This is a genomic window from Streptomyces sp. NPDC002076 (assembly GCF_053593835.1).
This window is the reverse complement of sequence record NZ_JBSFDI010000024.1, coordinates 128,382-146,588: the sequence shown is the minus strand read 5'-3', so window position 1 is coordinate 146,588 and position 18,207 is coordinate 128,382. Positions and strand designations below refer to the sequence as shown.

At 71.7% G+C, this 18,207-nt stretch carries 15 protein-coding genes and 1 pseudogene; 10 read left to right on the top strand and 6 right to left on the bottom strand.

Features of this window, described 5'->3' with window-relative positions:
- From ACWCQS_RS37300 to ACWCQS_RS37275, 6 genes and pseudogenes are all read left to right on the top strand, one after another.
- Positions 1-580, top strand: a 580-nt coding sequence (locus ACWCQS_RS37300) for an alpha/beta hydrolase (protein WP_451008590.1), incomplete at its 5' end; no start/stop codon positions are given.
- Positions 581-824: 244 nt separating this feature from the next.
- Positions 825-3,068, top strand: coding sequence for an RICIN domain-containing protein (locus ACWCQS_RS37295; RefSeq protein ID WP_451008589.1), 2,244 nt, complete (start codon positions 825-827; stop codon positions 3,066-3,068).
- Positions 3,069-3,437: 369 nt separating this feature from the next.
- Positions 3,438-3,569 (top strand): annotated as a pseudogene (locus ACWCQS_RS37290) (4-hydroxyphenylacetate 3-hydroxylase C-terminal domain-containing protein); the annotation flags it as partial.
- A 300-nt stretch (positions 3,570-3,869) separates the two neighbouring features.
- Positions 3,870-4,862: a dihydroxyacetone kinase subunit DhaK gene (gene dhaK / locus ACWCQS_RS37285; protein WP_451008588.1), complete on the top strand. Its 993-nt coding sequence runs from the start codon at positions 3,870-3,872 to the stop codon at positions 4,860-4,862.
- Positions 4,863-4,929: 67 nt separating this feature from the next.
- The gene (gene dhaL / locus ACWCQS_RS37280; RefSeq protein WP_451008587.1) at positions 4,930-5,535 is read left to right on the top strand and encodes a dihydroxyacetone kinase subunit DhaL; all 606 of its coding nucleotides are present in this window, start codon (positions 4,930-4,932) and stop codon (positions 5,533-5,535) included.
- Positions 5,532-5,942, top strand: coding sequence for a PTS-dependent dihydroxyacetone kinase phosphotransferase subunit DhaM (locus ACWCQS_RS37275; RefSeq protein ID WP_451008586.1), 411 nt, complete (start codon positions 5,532-5,534; stop codon positions 5,940-5,942). Before dhaL ends, ACWCQS_RS37275 begins: the two co-directional genes overlap by 4 nt.
- Before the next feature lie 22 nt (positions 5,943-5,964).
- Here ACWCQS_RS37275 and ACWCQS_RS37270 read toward each other — a convergent pair whose 3' ends face one another.
- A complete protein-coding gene (locus ACWCQS_RS37270; protein ID WP_451008597.1) occupies positions 5,965-6,684 on the bottom strand; it encodes a glycoside hydrolase family 75 protein in 720 nt (239 codons plus the stop codon).
- A gap of 431 nt (positions 6,685-7,115) precedes the next feature.
- Here ACWCQS_RS37270 and ACWCQS_RS37265 point away from each other — a divergent pair, with 431 nt between their 5' ends.
- Both ACWCQS_RS37265 and ACWCQS_RS37260 read left to right on the top strand, forming a co-directional pair.
- Positions 7,116-8,090: a fibronectin type III domain-containing protein gene (locus ACWCQS_RS37265; protein WP_451008585.1), complete on the top strand. Its 975-nt coding sequence runs from the start codon at positions 7,116-7,118 to the stop codon at positions 8,088-8,090.
- A 106-nt stretch (positions 8,091-8,196) separates the two neighbouring features.
- Positions 8,197-8,736, top strand: a complete 540-nt coding sequence (locus tag ACWCQS_RS37260; RefSeq protein WP_451008584.1) for a hypothetical protein — start codon at positions 8,197-8,199, stop codon at positions 8,734-8,736.
- 21 nt (positions 8,737-8,757) lie between these two features.
- Here ACWCQS_RS37260 and ACWCQS_RS37255 read toward each other — a convergent pair whose 3' ends face one another.
- From ACWCQS_RS37255 to ACWCQS_RS37240, 4 genes are all read right to left on the bottom strand, one after another.
- Positions 8,758-9,306 carry a PadR family transcriptional regulator gene (locus tag ACWCQS_RS37255; protein ID WP_451008583.1) on the bottom strand — a complete coding sequence of 183 codons (549 nt, stop codon included), beginning with the start codon at positions 9,304-9,306 and terminating at the stop codon, positions 8,758-8,760.
- 31 nt (positions 9,307-9,337) lie between these two features.
- Positions 9,338-11,353, bottom strand: a complete 2,016-nt coding sequence (locus ACWCQS_RS37250) for an FAD-dependent oxidoreductase (protein WP_451008582.1) — start codon at positions 11,351-11,353, stop codon at positions 9,338-9,340.
- Positions 11,354-11,565: 212 nt separating this feature from the next.
- Entirely contained in the window at positions 11,566-11,937 is a 372-nt protein-coding gene (locus tag ACWCQS_RS37245) for a hypothetical protein (protein WP_351604009.1), read from the bottom strand.
- Positions 11,938-12,041: 104 nt separating this feature from the next.
- Positions 12,042-12,923 (bottom strand): hypothetical protein, encoded by an 882-nt coding sequence (locus ACWCQS_RS37240; protein WP_451008581.1) that lies wholly within the window; start codon positions 12,921-12,923, stop codon positions 12,042-12,044.
- Positions 12,924-13,235: 312 nt separating this feature from the next.
- Here ACWCQS_RS37240 and ACWCQS_RS37235 point away from each other — a divergent pair, with 312 nt between their 5' ends.
- Positions 13,236-15,314 (top strand): SpoIIE family protein phosphatase, encoded by a 2,079-nt coding sequence (locus ACWCQS_RS37235; RefSeq protein WP_451008580.1) that lies wholly within the window; start codon positions 13,236-13,238, stop codon positions 15,312-15,314.
- 3 nt (positions 15,315-15,317) lie between these two features.
- On the opposite strand, the gene ACWCQS_RS37230 is transcribed toward ACWCQS_RS37235, so the two are convergent.
- On the bottom strand, positions 15,318-16,112 hold the full coding sequence (locus tag ACWCQS_RS37230) for a putative protein N(5)-glutamine methyltransferase (RefSeq protein WP_451008579.1): 795 nt from the start codon (positions 16,110-16,112) through the stop codon (positions 15,318-15,320).
- Positions 16,113-16,335: 223 nt separating this feature from the next.
- Here ACWCQS_RS37230 and ACWCQS_RS37225 point away from each other — a divergent pair, with 223 nt between their 5' ends.
- Positions 16,336-18,189 (top strand): hypothetical protein, encoded by a 1,854-nt coding sequence (locus ACWCQS_RS37225; RefSeq protein ID WP_451008578.1) that lies wholly within the window; start codon positions 16,336-16,338, stop codon positions 18,187-18,189.
- Positions 18,190-18,207 lie beyond the last annotated feature (18 nt).

The following is an 18,207-nucleotide window of genomic DNA, read 5'->3' as shown; positions in this document are numbered from 1 at the left end:
GCAGGGGAAGATGCAGCCGATGATCCTGGTGATGCTGCGGCCGACCGTGGCGCCGCCGCGGGACACCGAGTGCGTCGACGTTCCCGGGGGCCCGCAGACCGAGACGTTCTTCGCGAAGGACCTGCGCGACTCGGTGATGGCCCACTACCGGGTCGACAAGACGCCCGCCAGCTGGGGCATCGTGGGCGACTCGACCGGCGGCTACTGCGCGCTGAAGGTCGCCATGCACCACCCGGGTTCGTACGCGGCCGCCGCGGGCCTGTCGCCGTACTACAAGGCGCCGATCGACCCCACCACCGGGGACCTCTTCCACGGCAACAAGAACCTGCAGAACCGGTCCAACCTCTTCTGGACGCTCAAGCACCTGACCGCGCCCGAGACATCGCTGCTCGTCACCAGCAGCAGGATCGGTGAGCACAATTACAAGGACACGCTCTCCTTCATCAAGAGCGTGCAGGACACGAACGTGACCAGGATTTCGTCGATCATCCTCCCGAGCGGCGGCCACAACTTCAACACCTGGCGGCGGGAGATCCCCGCCACCCTCCAGTGGCTCAGCTCGCGACTGGTCGCCCACTGAAGGTGTGGGCCTGACGCCCCGTCGGGCAAGGCCCGGTCATCTGGCTGGCGTCACTGGCTGGCTGTCCGTTGACCGTGCTCATGCCGTTGGCGCGAACGGGTTGGAGCGTGTATGTGGATGCGATCGGACTCGCGGCTCTCGGAACATAGTTCACGGCTTTTCTTTCAACTTATATTGACGGCTTGTCGGGTGGCGCCTAACGTCCGATCAACATCGCGCCCCACAGGCGACCTAGGAGACACGCGTGGCAAACGTTCTCGCTGTGCTCGTCCGAGCCCACCGTCATCGCAGACGCGCAACCGCCCTCACGGCTGCGCTCCTGCTGCCGGCCGCCGCCGGCATCGCACTGGTCTCGGCCCCGAGCGCCGGCGCCGCGACCATCCCCACCGCCCCCACTACCGTCGTGAACGCGAACAGCGGCAAATGTGTTGACGCGCGTGCCGCGGCCACCGATAACGGCACCGCTGTGCAGCAGTACACCTGCAACGGCACCGGCGCCCAGTCCTGGCAGTTCACCCCGACCGACAGCGGCTACTACCGGATCGGGGTCGCCTCCGCGCCGAATCAGGTCTGGGACGAGACCGGCGTCTCCACCGCCGACGGCGCGCTGACCCAACTGTGGCTCTACGGCGGCGGCGCCAACCAGCAGTGGCTGCCCGTCGCCGAGGCCTCCGGCACGTACCACTTCGTCAACCGCAACAGCGGCAAGTGCCTCGACGTGCCGTCCGCGTCCACTGCCGACAGCGTCCAGTTGCAGCAGTACACCTGCAACGGCACCGGCGCCCAGTCCTTCACGCTCACCGGCGGCCTCACCCCGCCGCCCAACACCCCGGACTTCGGCCCCAACGTGACGGTGTTCGACCCGTCGATGCCGATGTCCACCATCCAGTCGAAGATCAACTCGGTCTACAGCACCCAGCAGACCAACGAGTTCGGCACCCAGCGCAACGCCCTGCTGTTCACCCCCGGCACGTACAACGTCGACATACCCGTCGGCTACTACACCCAGGTCGCCGGGCTCGGGCTGTCACCGGACCAGGTGTCGATCACGGGCGGCGGCATACACGTCGAGGGGCACACCAGCGACGGCAACGCCACCCAGAACTTCTGGCGCGACGCCGAGAACATGTCGGTGAGCCCCAGCTCGGGAAGCACCATGTGGGCCGTCTCGCAGGCGGACCCGTTCCGGCGCATGGACGTGCACGGCAGCATGAAACTGTGGGACGACACCCACGGCACCACCACCAACTGGTCCAGCGGCGGCTACATCGGCGACTCCCGCGTCTCCGGCCAGATCAACTCCGGAACCCAGCAGCAGTTCCTCACCCAGGACACCGCCATGGACGGCGGCTGGACCGGGCACAACTGGAACATGGTCTTCGTCGGCGACACCGGCGCCCCGGCGACCAGCTTCCCCAATCCGCAGTACACCACCGTCGCCCAGAGCCCGGTGATGCGCGAGAAGCCGTTCCTCTACGTCGACGGCTCGGGCAACTGGCAGGTGTTCGTCCCGTCTGTGCGCACCAATGTCCAGGGCCCGGACTGGGCGAACGGCAACGCCCCGGGCACCTCGCTGCCGATCAGCCAGTTCTACATCGTAAAGCCCGGCGACACCGCCACGACGATCAACAACGCGCTCGCCGCCGGCCAGAACCTGATCGTCACCCCGGGCGTTTACCACCTGTCCGCCCCGCTGAACATCACGCGCCCCGACACGGTGGTCCTGGGACTGGGCCTGGCCACCCTCGTGCCGGACAACGGCGTCACGGCGATCACGACCGCCGATGTCGACGGCATCGACATCGCCGGGCTGCTGATCAGCGCGAACACCACCAACTCCAGCACACTGATGCAGGTCGGCCCGGCGGGCTCGAGTGCCAGTCACACCGGCGACCCCATCGTGCTGCACGACGTGTTCTTCCGCATCGGCGGCGACATCGCCGGCAAGGCCACCCAGACACTGGTGATCAACAGCAACGACGTCATCGGCGACGACCTGTGGCTGTGGCGAGCCGACCACACCGACGGCGTCGGCTGGACGACCAACCCGGCCGCCAACGGACTGATCGTCAACGGCAACGACGTGACCATGTACGGCCTGGCGGTCGAGCACTACCAGAAGTACCAGACCACCTGGAACGGCAACGGCGGCCGCACGTACTTCTACCAGAGCGAGACCCCCTACGACGTGCCCGACCAGTCCAGCTGGACCACCAGTGGAGGCGACCTCGGCTACGCCTCCTACAAGGTCGCCAACTCGGTCACCTCACACGAGGCGTGGGGTGTGGGTGTCTACGCCTACCTCCGCGACAACCCCTCCGTCGTCCTCGGCCATGCCATCGAGACACCCACCACGTCCACGGTGAAGTTCCACAGCATGGTCACCACGGTCCTCGGCGGCGACGGCACCATCAACCACATCATTGACGGCACCGGCAACCAGGTGACCCCGAGCAGCAACGTGGCCTACCTGGTCGGCTATCCGTAAGTCCGACGCGGACCTGACGGCACACAGGACAGAGGCCGGCATGGGGCGAGAGGGCCCGGGCGGGGGACCGCCCGGGCCCTCTTGGTGGAGCGGAACCAGACCTTCTGCGGCGAGCCCGCCCCGCTCGCGGCCGCCGAACGGACGCTGATCGGTGAGCGCCCACAACTCCATGCCGTGGTGCCAGAACACCCGCTCATTCTCCGGCAGTTCGGCCGGCACCCAGTGCGGGTCGCTCGCGGCCTGAGCGTCCAACGGGGTCACAGACGGCAACACACGTCGTTTTCCGGAGCAGGGCGGACCCGCCCGGTATCTCGGGCTCAGTGGTCGTATGACAGGGCAGCCTGCTTCCGACAAGGTGAAGATCCCTTGGTCACCGGCACCAAGGGCTTCCGCGGCATCCAGACCCGCGTGAGCGGGGTCCTCGCCTGGCGGAACCTGTTCTGGGGGCTGACCTACGCCATGGCCGACAACCCGGACGTCTGGAAGGACGGCGCCCTCCTGCAAGTGGCGAGGAACTGCGCATGGCTCACGAAGCGCCACAATGCGTGAAAGCCGACGGCCACAGGTGACCTTCGCTGGTGCAAGGTCGATACTGCCAATAGACGGGAGGGACGTTACCCCGATCAGGGTGGCCCCAGCACCTGTCATCGCGTCACAAGAGTCAGCGTCGAGTCAGCAAGAGACCCGCCACAAGCCGCCTCCGACCGCCACGAACCGCCTGGATCAAGAAGGCCCTCAGTGCCGATGACCTGTGAAGACGCAGGCCCGAAGCCCAAGTGCCAAGCTCCCGAGGAGACACCCATGAAGATGCTGATCAACGTCCCGGAGACCGTCGTGGCGGACGCGCTGCGCGGAATGGCGGCCGCGTATCCCGATCTGATCGTGGACGTGGAGAACCGGGTGATCGTCCGCCGGGACGCTCCCGTGGCCGGGCAGGTGGCGCTGGTGTCCGGCGGCGGGTCGGGGCACGAGCCGCTGCACGGCGGGTTCGTGGGCCCGGGCATGCTCTCCGCCGCATGTCCCGGAGAGGTGTTCACCTCCCCGGTGCCGGACCAGATGGCGCGTGCCGCGGCGGCCGTGGACAGCGGCGCCGGTGTGCTGTTCGTCGTGAAGAACTACACCGGCGACGTGCTCAACTTCGACATGGCGGCCGAACTGGCCGAGGACGAGGGCATCCAGGTCGCCAAGGTGCTCGTCAACGACGATGTGGCGGTCACCGACAGCCTGTACACGGCCGGCCGGCGCGGCACCGGCGCGACGCTGTTCGTGGAGAAGATCGCGGGCGCCGCAGCGGCCGAGGGGCAGCCGCTGGAGCGGGTCGAGTCCATCGGGCGTCAGGTGAACGAGAACTCCCGGAGTTTCGGTGTCGCGCTCAGCGCCTGCACGACCCCGGCGAAGGGCAGCCCCACCTTCGATCTGCCGGACGGCGAGCTGGAGTTGGGCATCGGCATCCACGGCGAGCCGGGCCGGGAGCGGCGTCCGATGATGACCTCCGGGGAGATCGCCGACTTCGCGGTGAACGCGATCCTGGAGGACATGCCGCCGCGCAGCCCCGTGCTGGTGCTGGTCAACGGCATGGGCGCCACCCCGCTGCTGGAGCTGTACGGATTCAACGCCGAGGTTCAGCGGGTGCTGCGCGAGCGCGGGGTGGCCGTGGCCCGCACACTCGTCGGCAACTACGTCACCTCCCTGGACATGTCGGGCGCGTCGGTGACGCTCTGTCAGGTCGACGAGGAGCTGCTGCGGCTGTGGGACGCGCCGGTGCGGACTCCCGCGCTGCGGTGGGGGATGTGATACGGCGGACGAGGCGACCATCACCCGTAGCACGCCGGTCATCACCCCTACCACGCAAGGAGATCCAGTGCTCGACGCCGACTTCTTCCGCCGCTGGATGGCGGCGACCGCCACGTCCGTGAACCGCGAGGCGGAGCGGCTCACCGCCCTCGACTCGGCCATCGGGGACGCAGACCACGGCAGCAATCTGCAGCGCGGCTTCACCGCCGTGCACGCCGCCCTGGAGAAGGAGGCGCCGGACACCCCGGGCGCGGTCCTGGTGCTCGCCGGGCGGCAGCTCATCTCCACGGTCGGCGGCGCCTCGGGGCCGCTGTACGGCACGCTGCTGCGCCGGACCGGCAAGGCCCTCGGCGAGGCCGCGGAGGTCAGCGAGGAGCAGCTGGCCGAGGCGCTGCGCGCGGGCGTGGACGGGGTGATGGCGCTGGGCGGGGCGGCACCCGGCGACAAGACGATGATCGACGCCCTGGTGCCGGCCGTGGACGCGCTCGGCGACGGATTCGCCGCCGCGCGGGCCGCCGCCGAGGAGGGCGCGGTGGCCACCACCCCGCTGCAGGCCCGCAAGGGCCGGGCGAGCTATCTCGGCGAGCGCAGCATCGGCCACCAGGACCCGGGGGCGACCTCGTCGGCGCTGCTCATCGCCGGTCTCGAAGAGGCGGCGGAGGGCGGACGGTGAGTGACGAGAAGGTGGTCGGGATCGTGCTGGTGTCGCACAGCGCGGAAGTGGCCGCCTCGGTCGCCGAGTTGGCGAAGGGCCTGGCGGGCGGGGCCCCGGCGGTTCCCGTGGCCCCGGCGGGCGGCACCGAGGGCGGCGGGCTGGGCACCAGCGCCGAGCTGATCGCCGCCGCGGCGGCCTCGGTGGACCGGGGCGCCGGGGTGGCGGTGCTCACCGATCTCGGCAGTGCCGTGCTGACCGTGAAGGCGTTGATCGCCGAGGGGGACGAACTGCCCGACGACACGCGGCTGGTGGACGCGCCGTTCGTCGAGGGCGCGGTCGCGGCGGTGGTCACCGCCGCCACCGGGGCCGACCTGGACGCGGTGGAGGCCGCGGCGGCGGAGGCGTACGGCTACCGCAAGGTGTGACCCGGCCGCGGGGGCAGGCTGGTCATCTGTTCGCGACGAACAGCCTGGCCAGCCGCGCTCCTGCGGCGACGGCCGCCGTGTGGTCCTCGATGGGGTGCACGCGGGAGTGCCTGAAGACGATGTAGGTGACCCCGGAGGGCGCCCCGCCGCTACGCGGGTCGGCCCGGATGCCGAGGGCCCGTGCGGTGGCGTAGGAGGCCTCGCCGATGAGGTCGCGCGGACCGGTGTCGCCGACCACGGCGTACTGCACCCGGTCCCGGTAGATGACGGCGGCGACCGAGCCGCCTCGAACGCCGAGCTTGCGGGGGTTCCAGATACGGCTGGGGGCCGGGACGACGATGTAGGGCAGGGTCTCGGCGTTCAGATGCCGGCCGTCGGACTGCTGGTAGGCGGTCACGGTGGCGAACTGCGGGTCGGTGCGGCGATTGCAGCGGGCGGTGGACCGTCCGTCGCAGTCGACGTCCATGTCGGCCTTCCAGAAGACGGCGTCCTGGGTGCCGCAGACGGGCACGGTGGCGGGTCTGCCGGCGTCGGTGCGGTACCGGCCGCGGGAGATCTGGTGGCATTCGCCCAGCCGGGCCAGCAGGTCGGTGGCGGCCACCGCGCCCGCGCTGCGGGCCGCGGGCCGTTCCCAGGGCGGGACGGGGGCGGCCGGTACGTACAGCGAGGCCGGAAGGTGCAGTGCGGCCGGGGCGAGCAGGGCGACGCCGGCCAGGGCCGGCGTCAGCGACGGGACACGCACGATGAGAGAACCCTCTCGTCGGGGACGGGCGGACATCCAGCACACTGTGGTGGCGGTCCGGGCGGCCGGGCGTACCGGCCGCCCGGAAGGGGCTGGATGGAGCACGCTTCTGACGACTGATGAGGGACAAGAGGACGCTGCGGGACAACAGGGGCCGGGGATCGGGAACAAGCCCGCCCCCGATCCCCCGGCCACCCGCGTCGGCGCGGCTTCGGCGACGACAGCGTGTCCGCGCCAGCGGCATGAACTCCCCTGCCCTCTCGGGTAGTTCAGCCCTAGGGAAGCTCAGCATACGTAACTTCCCGGCATGGTCACCAACGCGGGCCCCCAGGTCACCCGTGCGGCCCTCTTGCCGCGCCCGCACCCGCCGCGCCATATTGGTCCGGACCTTTCTGTGATGTCCCATGGCGCCGGCCCCGGGAGGCAGAGCCGTGCGACGCGTTCCATGGCCGCTCGTGCCGGTCTGCGGGGCCCTGCTGCTGGTCGCGTCCTGCGCCTGGAGCCAGGCGGGCGAAAGCGACGAAGGCCTGGCGCCCGGCGCTCCCGGCGGGGTCACCGCGCAGGCGGGCAGTGCCACCAGCGTGCACGTGATGTGGAACGCGGTGCCGGACAGCCCTGGCATCCGCACCTATGAGGTGTATCGCGGCACCACGAAGGTGGAGGACGTGCCGGGTTCGCAGCACATGGTGGACGTCACCAGGCTCAGGCCGTCCAGCGTGTATGCCTTCACCGTGCGGGCCCGGGACACCGAGGGGCGGCTCGGACCGCCGAGTCGTACGGTGCGAGCGCGGACCCCGGCGCGGGTGGCGGCGGACCGCTCGGCGCCCAGCCGGCCGTCGCATCCCGCCGGGCGGGTGCTCGGCGCCCGGGAGGTCCAGCTGTTCTGGGGCGCTTCCCGCGACGACCGGGGCGTGGTGTCGTACGACGTGTACCAGGGCGGGGCGAAGATCCACAGCGTCGGCGGGAACCAGACCGCGACCGTGGTCACCGGACTGCGCCCCGGCACCCGTTACGCCTTCACGGTGCGGTCCCGCGACGCCGCCGACAACCTCTCCCCCGCGAGTGCCCCGGTCCGCCTCACCACCCCGGGCACCGACGACGGCCGGAACACCGCCCCCACCGGCTTCACCGCGAAGACCCACCGGGCCGGCGGGGCGTACTACCTCGACCTGGCCTGGGACCCGCCGCGCACTGACGGCGTGATCACCGAGTTCCAGATCGAGCTCGACGGCACCGCGGCGACCTCGCTGGTGTGGGGCGGCACTCCCCCACGCGGCCGGGCGACCTACAGCTTCTACGTCGGCCGGACCCCTGGGGACGAGCACCGGGTACGGCTGCGGGCACGGCTGCCGGACGGCACGTGGGGCGGCTGGTCTCCGGAGCTGACGGTAACGACGGAGGGCTGATGCGGAGGACGCGGTCCATGGCGCCCTGCGCCGGCCGAAGGAAACCGTCACCTGACCGGCTGCCTCCCAGGTGCGCGCGTCCCCGCGGCCACGTTGGCTGCTGCCCATGCACACCTCGCGACTCCTCGTCCGCTCCGGTCTGGCCCTGGTGGCCGCCGTGGCGCTCCCGGCCACCCTCGCCGGGCCGTCCGCAGCGGCCTCGGGCATCTCCGTCAGCACCACCGGGTCCGGCGTCTCGGTGGTCACCAGCGCCTGCTCGGAGATCAACGGCAGCTGGGGCAACGCGGCCCTGCTCACCAGCGGGCAGGCGAACTTCTCCCAGGGCCGGCAGGTGCCGCTGGCGGGCACGTCCGTCCGCCAGTCCGCGACCTGGTCGAAGGTGAAGCCGGGGACGTACACCGTGGTCGTGGTCTGTTCCAGCGGCAGCACCGCGGGCAGCCAGTCGGTGATCGTCACGTCCGGATCGGGGCCGACGATCTCCTCGACGGCCTCGCCGGCGTCCGCCCGGGGTGTGCTGGGCGGCCTGGGCGGTGCCGCCCGGGACTACGGCCCGCTGACGCTGGGCATCGGCGCGGCCCTGGTGAGCACCGGGGCCATCGCCACGGGCTGGTATCTGCGCCGGCGCGCGAAGCCCTACCGGCTCTGACGCAGCGGCCGCGGACCCGGCTCAGCCGCCCTCGGGTCGCAGTTCGGCGAACTCCGCCAGGGCATGGGCCAGCCACTGGGTCCAGAACGTCTCCAGGTCGATGCCGGCCCGCAGCACGAGATGGCGCAGCCGGTCCTCGGGGGCGTCCCGCTCGGGCGGGAAGTCGCGCTTCTCGATCTCCTGGTACTCGGCCAACTGCCGCCGGTGCAGGTCCAGATGGCGGCGCAGATCCGCCTCCAGGCCCGCCGTGCCGACCACCGCCGCGGCCCGCAGCCGCAGCAGGAGCGTGTCCCGCAGCGGCTTGGGGTCCTGCCCGGCGGCGGCCCAGCGGGCCAGTTCGGCGCGGCCCGCGGGCAGGACCTCGTAGCTCTTCTTCTGCCCACGGGCCGGCGCTTCCGCCGGCAGTGTGCGGATGAGGCCGTCGGCCTCCAGTTTCGCCAGCTCGCGATAGATCTGCTGGTGCGTCGCGGACCAGAAGTAGCCGATCGACTTGTCGAACCGGCGGGTCAGCTCCAGTCCCGACGACGGCTTTTCCAGCAGGGCGGTGAGGATCGCGTGCGGGAGTGACATGGCCTCATCCTAGGGATCGCCGGACGGCGCCCTACAGCGCCGCCGCCAGCTCCGTGCCCTGCTTGATGGCCCGCTTGGCGTCCAGCTCGGCGGCGACGTCCGCGCCGCCGATGAGATGGACGCTGCGCCCGGCGGCGGCCAGTTCCTCGTACAGGTCGCGGCGCGGCTCCTGGCCGGTGCACAGGACCACCGTGTCGACCTCCAGCACCGTGCTCTCCTCGCCGACGGTGAGGTGCAGGCCCGCGTCGTCGATCCGGTCGTAGCGGACGCCCGGGACCATGGTCACGCCGCGGTGCTTGAGCTCGGTGCGGTGGATCCAGCCGGTGGTCTTGCCGAGGTCCGCGCCCACCTTGGTGGTCTTGCGCTGCAGCAGGTGGACCTGGCGCGGTGGGGTGGGCCGCTGCGGCGCGGCGAGGCCGCCCGGCGTCCGGTAGTCCATGTCGACGCCCCAGGCGCGGAAGTACGTCTCCGGGTCCTCGCTCGCCTTGTCCCCGCCGTCGGTGAGGTATTCGGCGACGTCGAAGCCGATGCCGCCGGCGCCGAGGACGGCGACCCGGTCGCCGACGGACACGCGGCCCTGCAGCACGTCGAGGTAGCCGACGACGCGCGGGTGGTCGACGCCGGGGATGTCCGGGGTGCGCGGGGTGACGCCGGTGGCGACCACGACCTCGTCGTAGCCGGCCACGGTCTCGGCGGTGACCCAGGTGTCGAGGCGTACGTCGACCCCGTGCGCGTCGAGCTGGTGGCGGAAGTAGCGCAGCGTCTCGTCGAACTCCTGCTTGCCGGGGACCTTGCGGGCCACGTTGAGCTGGCCGCCGATCTCGCTCGCGGCGTCGAAGAGGGTGACCTCGTGGCCGCGTTCGGCGGCGCTCACCGCGCAGGCCAGGCCCGCCGGTCCCGCGCCGACGACGGCGACGCGCTTCTTCAGCCGGGTCGGGGAGAGCAGCAGCTCGGTCTCGTGGCAGGCGCGCGGGTTGACCAGGCAGGAGGTGATCTTGCCGCTGAAGGTGTGGTCGAGGCAGGCCTGGTTGCAGCCGATGCAGGTGTTGATGGCCTCGGGGGTGCCGGCGGCGGCCTTGGCGACGAAGTCGGGGTCGGCGAGCATCGGGCGGGCCATGGAGACCATGTCCGCGCAGCCGCCGGCCAGCAACTCCTCTGCCAGCTCCGGGGTGTTGATGCGGTTGGTGGTCACCAGCGGCACGGACACCTCGCCCATGAGCTTCTTGGTGACCCAGGTGTAGGCGCCGCGCGGGACGGAGGTGGCGATGGTGGGGATGCGGGCCTCGTGCCAGCCGATGCCGGTGTTGATGATCGTCGCCCCGGCGGCCTCGACCGCCTTGCCGAGGGTGATCACCTCGTCCAGCGAGGAACCGCCCGGAACCAGGTCCAGCATGGACAGCCGGTAGATGACGATGAAGTCCTCGCCGACCGCCTCGCGGACCCGCCTGACGATCTCGACGGGGAAACGCATCCGGTTCTCGTACGACCCGCCCCAGCGGTCGGTGCGCCGGTTGGTCTGCGCCGCGATGAACTCGTTGATCAGATAGCCCTCGGAGCCCATGATCTCCACGCCGTCGTAGCCGGCCTGCCGGGCGAGGCGGGCGGCACGGGCGTAGTCGTCGATGGTGCGCTCGACGTCGGCCTCGGTGAGTTCGCGCGGCACGAAGGGGCTGATCGGCGCCTGCAGCGGGCTGGGTGCGACCAGGTCCTGGTGGTAGGCGTACCGCCCGAAGTGCAGGATCTGCATCGCGATCCGGCCGCCCTCGCGGTGCACGGCCTCGGTGACCACCTGGTGCTGCTCGGCCTCCGCCTCGGTGGTGAGCCGGGCGCCGCCCTCGTACGGCCGGCCCTCGTCGTTGGGCGCGATGCCGCCGGTGACGATGAGGCCCACCCCGCCGCGGGCGCGGGCCGCGTAGAACGCCGCCATGCGCTCGAAGCCGCGCTCGGCCTCCTCCAGGCCCACGTGCATGGAGCCCATCAGTACGCGGTTGGGCAGCGTGGTGAAGCCCAGGTCGAGCGGGGTCATCAGGTGTGGGTAACGGCTCATCGGGCCCTCCGTGCGCGGTGTCGTCGCCTCTTGTTGTAGAGGAAGCGCGAGCCTTTATGCAACTAGTTGCACAACCGCTGGGAGGTGACACCGACCACCTTGTACCTACTAGTATGTACAAGCAGCACGCACCACTTCCGGACAACGGCGAGGCGCAGTACGCCCCGGCCGACGCCGAGCCGGCCGGGGCGCTGCAGTAGTACGGGAAGGGGTCAGCGGCTGCGCAGCCGCAGATGCAGGTCCCTCTCCTGGTCGCCGGAGGCCGTACAGGTCTCCTCGACGGTGAACATCGAGTCCAGGGTGTGCCGGAACCGGTCCACGGCCCAGTAGCCGCCCTGGACGTCCGCCTGGACGGACGCGTCGAGGTGGACCGGCGGGCAGCCCGGCCCCCGGGCGTCCGCGACGTCGTACGTGCCGAGCCACACCATCGGACGGACCTCGTGGAGCTGCTGAGGGATCTCGTCCGCGCCCCGGTCGGACGCGAAGCAGGAGCCCAGCGCGTCGAAGACGAGGCGCGCGTCCTCCTTGGAACCGCTGATCTCCACCGTGACGGTTTCCGGATGCGACCGCTCCGTGTGTGCCATTGATCGCTCCTTTCGTGGCGCGCCGCGGTGAAAGGGAGTACCCCGCCGAACCGCGTCCACCCTCAGGAAAGCACCACCTGCCGGTCGGCACACCCCAGGCGGGTTCAGCCGCGGGAGAACTTGTACGTCTTGCTGTCCGTCAGGATGCAGAAGCCCGGTGACATCACGATCACGCGCAGGATCCCGGTGCGCCGGTCGTAGTCGATGCCCTCCACCTCGAAGCTGCCGGAACAGGAACTGCGCAGCGGCAGCTGGCGCAGGGCGGTGACATGGCCGGTGACGTCACCGGAGCCGTTCGGCGGTGCCGACAGGTCGATCTGGAGCAGCGGCTTGGTCATGCCGAAGAGGCTGCCGTCGGGGTCGTCGGAGGAGCACAGCAGGGTGGTGGGGCCGGAGAAGTCGCAGCCCTGGACGTCACGGACGGCGTGGTCGAGGTTGACCGTGGACACCTGCGGGAGGTTCGCCGAGGGCGAGGTGGACGGGTTGACGCCGGGGGTGGGAAAGACCAGCAGGCGGTTCATCGTCCCCCACTCGCCCGAGAGCATCCACTGGCCGTCGGGCGAGATCGCGTCCCAGGAGTTGTTCAGCGCCTCGCCGGGGCTGAGCGTGTGGACGTACTCCGACCAGGTGCCGTCGGGCGCCTGCACGCGGTACATCTTCGAGTTGCCGGAGTCCTGCTGGTAGGGCTCGATGTAGTAGCCGTTGTACGAGGCGTCGGGGTCGCCGACGTGGTTCCAGCCGCGCATGGAGACACCGAGGGGAATGGTGCCGATACCGGTGTACCGGTTGGGGCTGTTCGCGGGGACCTCCACGGAGGTCAGTCCCTGGCTCTCGTCCAGTGGCCGGGCGCGGTCGGAGCCGGTCTCCGTCCAGGTGTCGGCCGCGGAGGCGGGCACGGGTGCGGTGAGGGACACGACAGCGGCGGTGGCGAGGGTGACGAGACCGGCGAGGACTGCGTGACAACGTTGCCGGGCGGACGCGGGCATGGCCGACTCCTCGGGCGGGGGGCGGGGCTGGGAACACTCGGTCGGCGGACAGTCTGGCGTGGCGTGTTAGTCATGTACAGGCCAATGCAGCAACATGAGCGTGAACTCTCCCCGTCCGCCGAACGGGCGTGCAGGATGTCCGGGACAGACTTCGGCCCCGGCCCGCGGGCTTCGACGGACGTGCACGGCTGTGGTGAGAGATGGTGGAGGTAACCGGCGCGGCGTCGGAAAGTCGGGTGTGAGCTTGGTGGATCAAGGGGAGTCGGCACGGGGGACGGCGTGCCGTGCGGACGGGCGAAGGCGGTGCATGGCATGAGTGCAGCCGAGGCTCCGGTGACGGAGGGCGGCGAGCCCGTGCGCGGGCCCGTGCGGCCGGGCGGACTGCTCGACGTGCTGGGCGTGGCGTCGGTGGTGCTGGACACCACCGGGCGGATCGTGCTGTGGAGCCCTCAGGCGGAGGAGCTGTTCGGCTACGGCGCGAGCGAGGCCCTCGGCCAGTACGCGGCCCGGCTCATGGTCCACGAACGGCACTTCGAGCTGGTCGGCAAGCTCTTCGCCGATGTGATGCGCACCGGGCAGAGCTGGGCCGGCGGCTTCCCGATCCGGCACAAGGACGGCAGCACCCGCCTGGTGGAGTTCCGCAACATGCGGCTGCTGGACGACCACGGTGACGTGTACGCGCTCGGACTGTGCGCCGACCAGTCGACCGTACGGCGTCTGGAGCAGGACGTGGCGCTGTCCGAGCGGATGGTGAAGCAGTCGCCGATCGGCTACGCGGTGCTGGACACACAGCTGCGGTACGTCTCGGTCAACCCCGCCCTGGAGAAGATCAACGGGGTGCCGGCCGCCGAGCACGTGGGGCGGACGCTGCGCGAGGTGCTGCCCATGCTGGACTCCGAGCCGGTGGAGACCGACGCCCGGCAGGTGCTGGACACCGGTGTGCCGGTCATCGACAACACGCTGGTCGGCCGTACCCCCGCCGACCCGGACGAGGACCACACCTGGGCCCATTCGCTGTACCGGCTCGAGGATGCCATGGGCAATGTGCTCGGAGTTGCGGTCACGGTGGTCGACATCACCGAGCAGCACCGGGCCTCCATGGAGGCGGAGGCCGCCCGCCGCCGGCTCGCGGTCATCGCCGACGCCTCCGCCCGGATCGGTACGACGCTCGAACTGGAACGCACCGCCTGCGAGTTGGCCGAGGTCGCGGTTCCGGAGCTCGCCGACCTGGCGGCCGTGGATCTGCTGGACTCGGTGGTGGAGGGCCGGCGCAGCACGCTCGGGCCGTCGGAGTCGGCGGTGATCCGGGCCCTTGCGGTGCGTCCGCAGGACGGCTCGGACGCGGTGCTGGCCGCCGATCCGCCCGGCCGGATCGCGCGGTACGGACCCGACCGGCTGGTCACCGAGTGTGTGCGCTCGGGCGAGGCGGTGCTGGTGCCGCAGGTGAAGGACGAGGACCTGCCGCGCATCGGCCGCTGCCCCGAGGCGGCCGAACTACTGGGCCGCGCGGGGCTGCACTCCTATCTCGCGGTGCCCCTGATCGCGCGCGGCGAGGTGCTGGGCGCCCTGGATCTCAAACGCACCCGCAATCCTGCGCCGTTCGACGAGGACGACGTGCTGCTCGCCCGGGAGCTGGCGGCCCGGGCCGCCGTGCAGATCGACAACGCGCGCTGGTACCAGAACGCCCGCAACACCGCCCTCACCCTGCAGCGGAGTCTGCTGCCCAGCAGCCCGCCGGTGACGACCGGCCTGGAGGTGGCCTCCCGCTACCAGCCCGCCGGGGCCACCAGCGAGGTCGGCGGCGACTGGTTCGACGTCATCCCGCTGGAGGGCGGCAAGACCGCGCTCGTGGTGGGCGATGTGATGGGCAGCGGACTCAGCGCGGCCGCGACCATGGGCCGGCTGCGCACGGCGACCACCACGCTGGCCGCCCTGGACCTCGACCCGGCACTGCTTCTCGAGCACCTGGACAAGACCACGTCGGCCCTCGACCACTCCATCGCGACCTGTATGTACGCCGTGCACGATCCGCATCTGCGGCAGTGCCGGATCGCCAACGCCGGCCATCTGCCGCCGGCCCGTCTCCGCCCGGGCCGGCCGCCGGAACTGCTCGACCTGCCGACCGGGGTGCCGCTGGGCGTGGGCGGCGTCGCGTTCTCCACGGTCACCGTCGACTTCGAGCCCGGCGATGAGCTGGTGTTCTACACCGACGGACTGGTGGAGACCCGCAGCCACTCCCTGGACGAACGCCTGGACTTCCTGCTGTCCCTGCTCGACGACCCCGCCCGCCCGCTGGAGGAGACCTGCGACCTCCTGCTGCGGACCCTGCACCACCCCGACAACCACGACGACGTCGCCCTGCTCATCGCCCGGGCACAGGAACTGCCCTGACGGTTACGGCAGTACGCCGATCACCACGTGCGCGGACAGCTCCTCCGACATCGCCGGACGGGCCGTCAGACCCGCGTCGGCGAAGGCTCGTACGGCGGCCGGTGCCTGGCGTTCGCTGGTCTCGGTCAGCAGACAGCCGCCCGGTGCGAGCCACTCGGGCGCCCCGGCGGCCACCCGGCGCAGGAGGTCCAGGCCGTCGGCGCCGCCGTCCAGGGCGACGCGCGGTTCATGGTCGCGGGCCTCGGCCGGCAGCAGGGGGAGTTCGGCGGTGGGGACGTAGGGCACGTTGGCGGTGAGGATGCCGACGCGGCCGCGCAGCGCGGGGGGCAGGGCGTCGTAGAGGTCGCCCTGATGGGCCCGGCCGTCGAAGGCGGCGAGGTTGCGCGCGGCACAGCGTACGGCGGCCGGGTCGATGTCGGCCGCGTGCACCTCGGCACCGTCCAGGGCGGCGGCGAGGGCCGCTCCGAGCGCGCCCGAGCCACAGCACAGGTCCACGACGACGCTCGCCTGCGGCGCCTGGGCCAGCGCCTGGTCGACCAGGAACTCGGTACGGCGGCGGGGGACGAAGACCCCCGGTTCCACCGTGACGCGCAGTCCGTGGAACTCGGCCCAGCCCAGGACGTGTTCGAGCGGGTGCCCGGCGGCGCGCCGTTCCACCATCGAGCCCGCCTCCTCCGGCGTGCGGGCGGTGGCGAGGATCAACTCCGCCTCGTCCTCGGCGAAGACACACCCGGCGGCGCGCAGCGCGGAAACGAGGGCGGCGGGAGAAGAAGAGGACAGAGAACCAGAGGAAGACATAGGGGCGGAAAGCCTTTCGGACCGCGGGACTTCAGGGCGCTCTCGCGGTCACCGCTGCCGGTGCGCCGTCCGCGACCGGACGGCCACCCTACCCCAACGGGTGTGCCCGGTTCCGGGTGGGAAAAACGCCTGGCGCGGTGGCGGGCCGGGCGGCTACGCTCGCCGCGATGACGACTCACGCCTCGCAGAGATTGGGGGTCCCGTCCGCGCAAGGTGAGCGCTGATGCTCCCTTCCACCGCGCACGGGGACTCCCGGCTTTCCTTGTGGCTGCGCGTACGGACGTACGCCGTGCCACCGTCCATGATCGAGCTCGCCACCGGCCGCCGTGCCGCCGGAGACTGGGCGGGGGCCTGCGCCGCCGCCCGGATCGACGTCGACCTCGATCTGCGTTCCGTCGCCCGCGCCCACGGCCGGGAGATCGCTGCCCGGCTCCGCGCCGACCTGCGGCGTCTCGCCCCGGACCTGTTGCGCTGGCACATGCCGAGGATCGCGCCCGACGGGCTGCTGCGCCCCGGCCTGACCCTGACACTGGCCCGGTACGAGCGGCCCGGCCGGGCCGGCCCACTGCATTTCGTGGCCCGCACGCCGCCGGCCTGGGCGGACGCCGGCCAGCGGATCAGCCTCGCCCTGTTCGATCCGGCCGATCCGCCCGCCGGCCGCCATCCGCATCCCCGCCCGAACCGCCGCTACCGGCTCGATCTGCACCGGCATCTGTGGGACGCGAGCAGGGCCGGCGAGCTGCGCGACCGGTCGGGCGCCGGCGGTCCCGCGCCACCGGACCACGATCCGCTGGGTCTCGTCCCGGCGGGGCATGGCTGTGCCGTCGGCCGGTGGGCGGCCGAGGCGGGCCTCCTGCTGCGCGCCGACGGACACCCCGGCGGAACCTTCGCCGTACGGCTCGGCGGTGGGCGCCGCTTGCTTCTGGCGGTGGCGGCGGACGGGGGCCACCCACCGGAGCCGAACGAGCACCGGCGCCGACCCGTCCCGTCAGACGGGCCGGGAGGCCCGGCCGGGCTGCGGCACCGTGGCCAACCGCACCACGTCGCCGCCGTTCACGACCACCCGCACACAGCCCGCCCGGCCGACGGATGCCCTGGCCGACCCGAGCTGCCGCACCACCGCCAACCGCACCTTGCCGCCGACGGGCACGACACCCCGAATCCGACCGAGCACCCGCACACAGCCCGCCCGGCCGACGGACCCCCAGGCCCGTCCGAGCTGCCACACCACCGCCAGCCCCACCACGCCGCCGACGCGCACGACACCACTGATCCCACCGGCCACCCGCACACAGCCCGCCCGACCGACGCGGCCCCAGGCCCCGCCGGAACGTGGCACCACCGCCAACCCCACCGCGTCGCCGACGAGCGTGTCACCCCGGATCCGGCCGAGTTGCCGCGACAGTTCGCACACGGTGACGGTGCACCGCGCCTGCGGATCGTCGAGGAGGTTCCGCCGGGCGGGCTCTCCGCCGTACCGGTGCTGCCCGATGCGGCGACCTGGGTGGCGCCCGATCTGGAGTTGCTGCGTGCCGGGCTGATCGGCGCGGACCGGCTGCATCCCCTGGTCGCCGACGCGCTGGTGCCCGGTCACAGGACCACCGCTGCGCTCCGCGATCCGGACCCGGTGGAGCAGGCGCGTCAGGTGCAGTGCCGGGGAGCCACGCACCGGATCGGCCTGGTCGGCGGTGTCCTCGTACCGCTGGACCACGATCCGGACGAGACCCGGCGCGAGGAGCTGCTGGCCGCGCTCGGCGGACCGCCACTGCCCTGTCTGCGGGTCATCGACGAGGCGCACCGGCGCCCCGACTGCCTGGCCGGTGTGCGGGAACGGCTGGACCACGGGGACACCGTAGGCGCCCTGGCCGTGGTCGAGGGGCTGCTGGGCCCCGGCGCTGTGCTGCGCGAGGGACCGCTGCGGGACGAACTCACGGCGGCCGCCGAGCGGCGCATCGCCTATGGGCTGTACCGGGCCGGTCTGACCGGCAACGGCGGCACGTCCACCGGCCCGAGCCGCCGCAGCGGCCGAAACCGCCGCCCCACCCGACGGCAGACCAGCACCGTCACCTTCTTCTGAACCTCCTTTCTCTTCCGC

Bases quoted from the DNA above. Each gene is read 5' to 3' on its own strand.
- dhaK (WP_451008588.1), top strand. From the start codon at position 3,870: ATGAAGATGCTGATCAACGTCCCGGAGACCGTCGTGGCGGACGCGCTG.
- ACWCQS_RS37260 (WP_451008584.1), top strand. From the start codon at position 8,197: ATGCACACCTCGCGACTCCTCGTCCGCTCCGGTCTGGCCCTGGTGGCC.
- ACWCQS_RS37255 (WP_451008583.1), bottom strand. From the start codon at position 9,306: ATGTCACTCCCGCACGCGATCCTCACCGCCCTGCTGGAAAAGCCGTCG.
- ACWCQS_RS37250 (WP_451008582.1), bottom strand. From the start codon at position 11,353: ATGAGCCGTTACCCACACCTGATGACCCCGCTCGACCTGGGCTTCACC.
- ACWCQS_RS37245 (WP_351604009.1), bottom strand. From the start codon at position 11,937: ATGGCACACACGGAGCGGTCGCATCCGGAAACCGTCACGGTGGAGATC.
- ACWCQS_RS37240 (WP_451008581.1), bottom strand. From the start codon at position 12,923: ATGCCCGCGTCCGCCCGGCAACGTTGTCACGCAGTCCTCGCCGGTCTC.
- ACWCQS_RS37235 (WP_451008580.1), top strand. From the start codon at position 13,236: ATGAGTGCAGCCGAGGCTCCGGTGACGGAGGGCGGCGAGCCCGTGCGC.
- ACWCQS_RS37230 (WP_451008579.1), bottom strand. From the start codon at position 16,112: ATGTCTTCCTCTGGTTCTCTGTCCTCTTCTTCTCCCGCCGCCCTCGTT.
- ACWCQS_RS37225 (WP_451008578.1), top strand. From the start codon at position 16,336: ATGCTCCCTTCCACCGCGCACGGGGACTCCCGGCTTTCCTTGTGGCTG.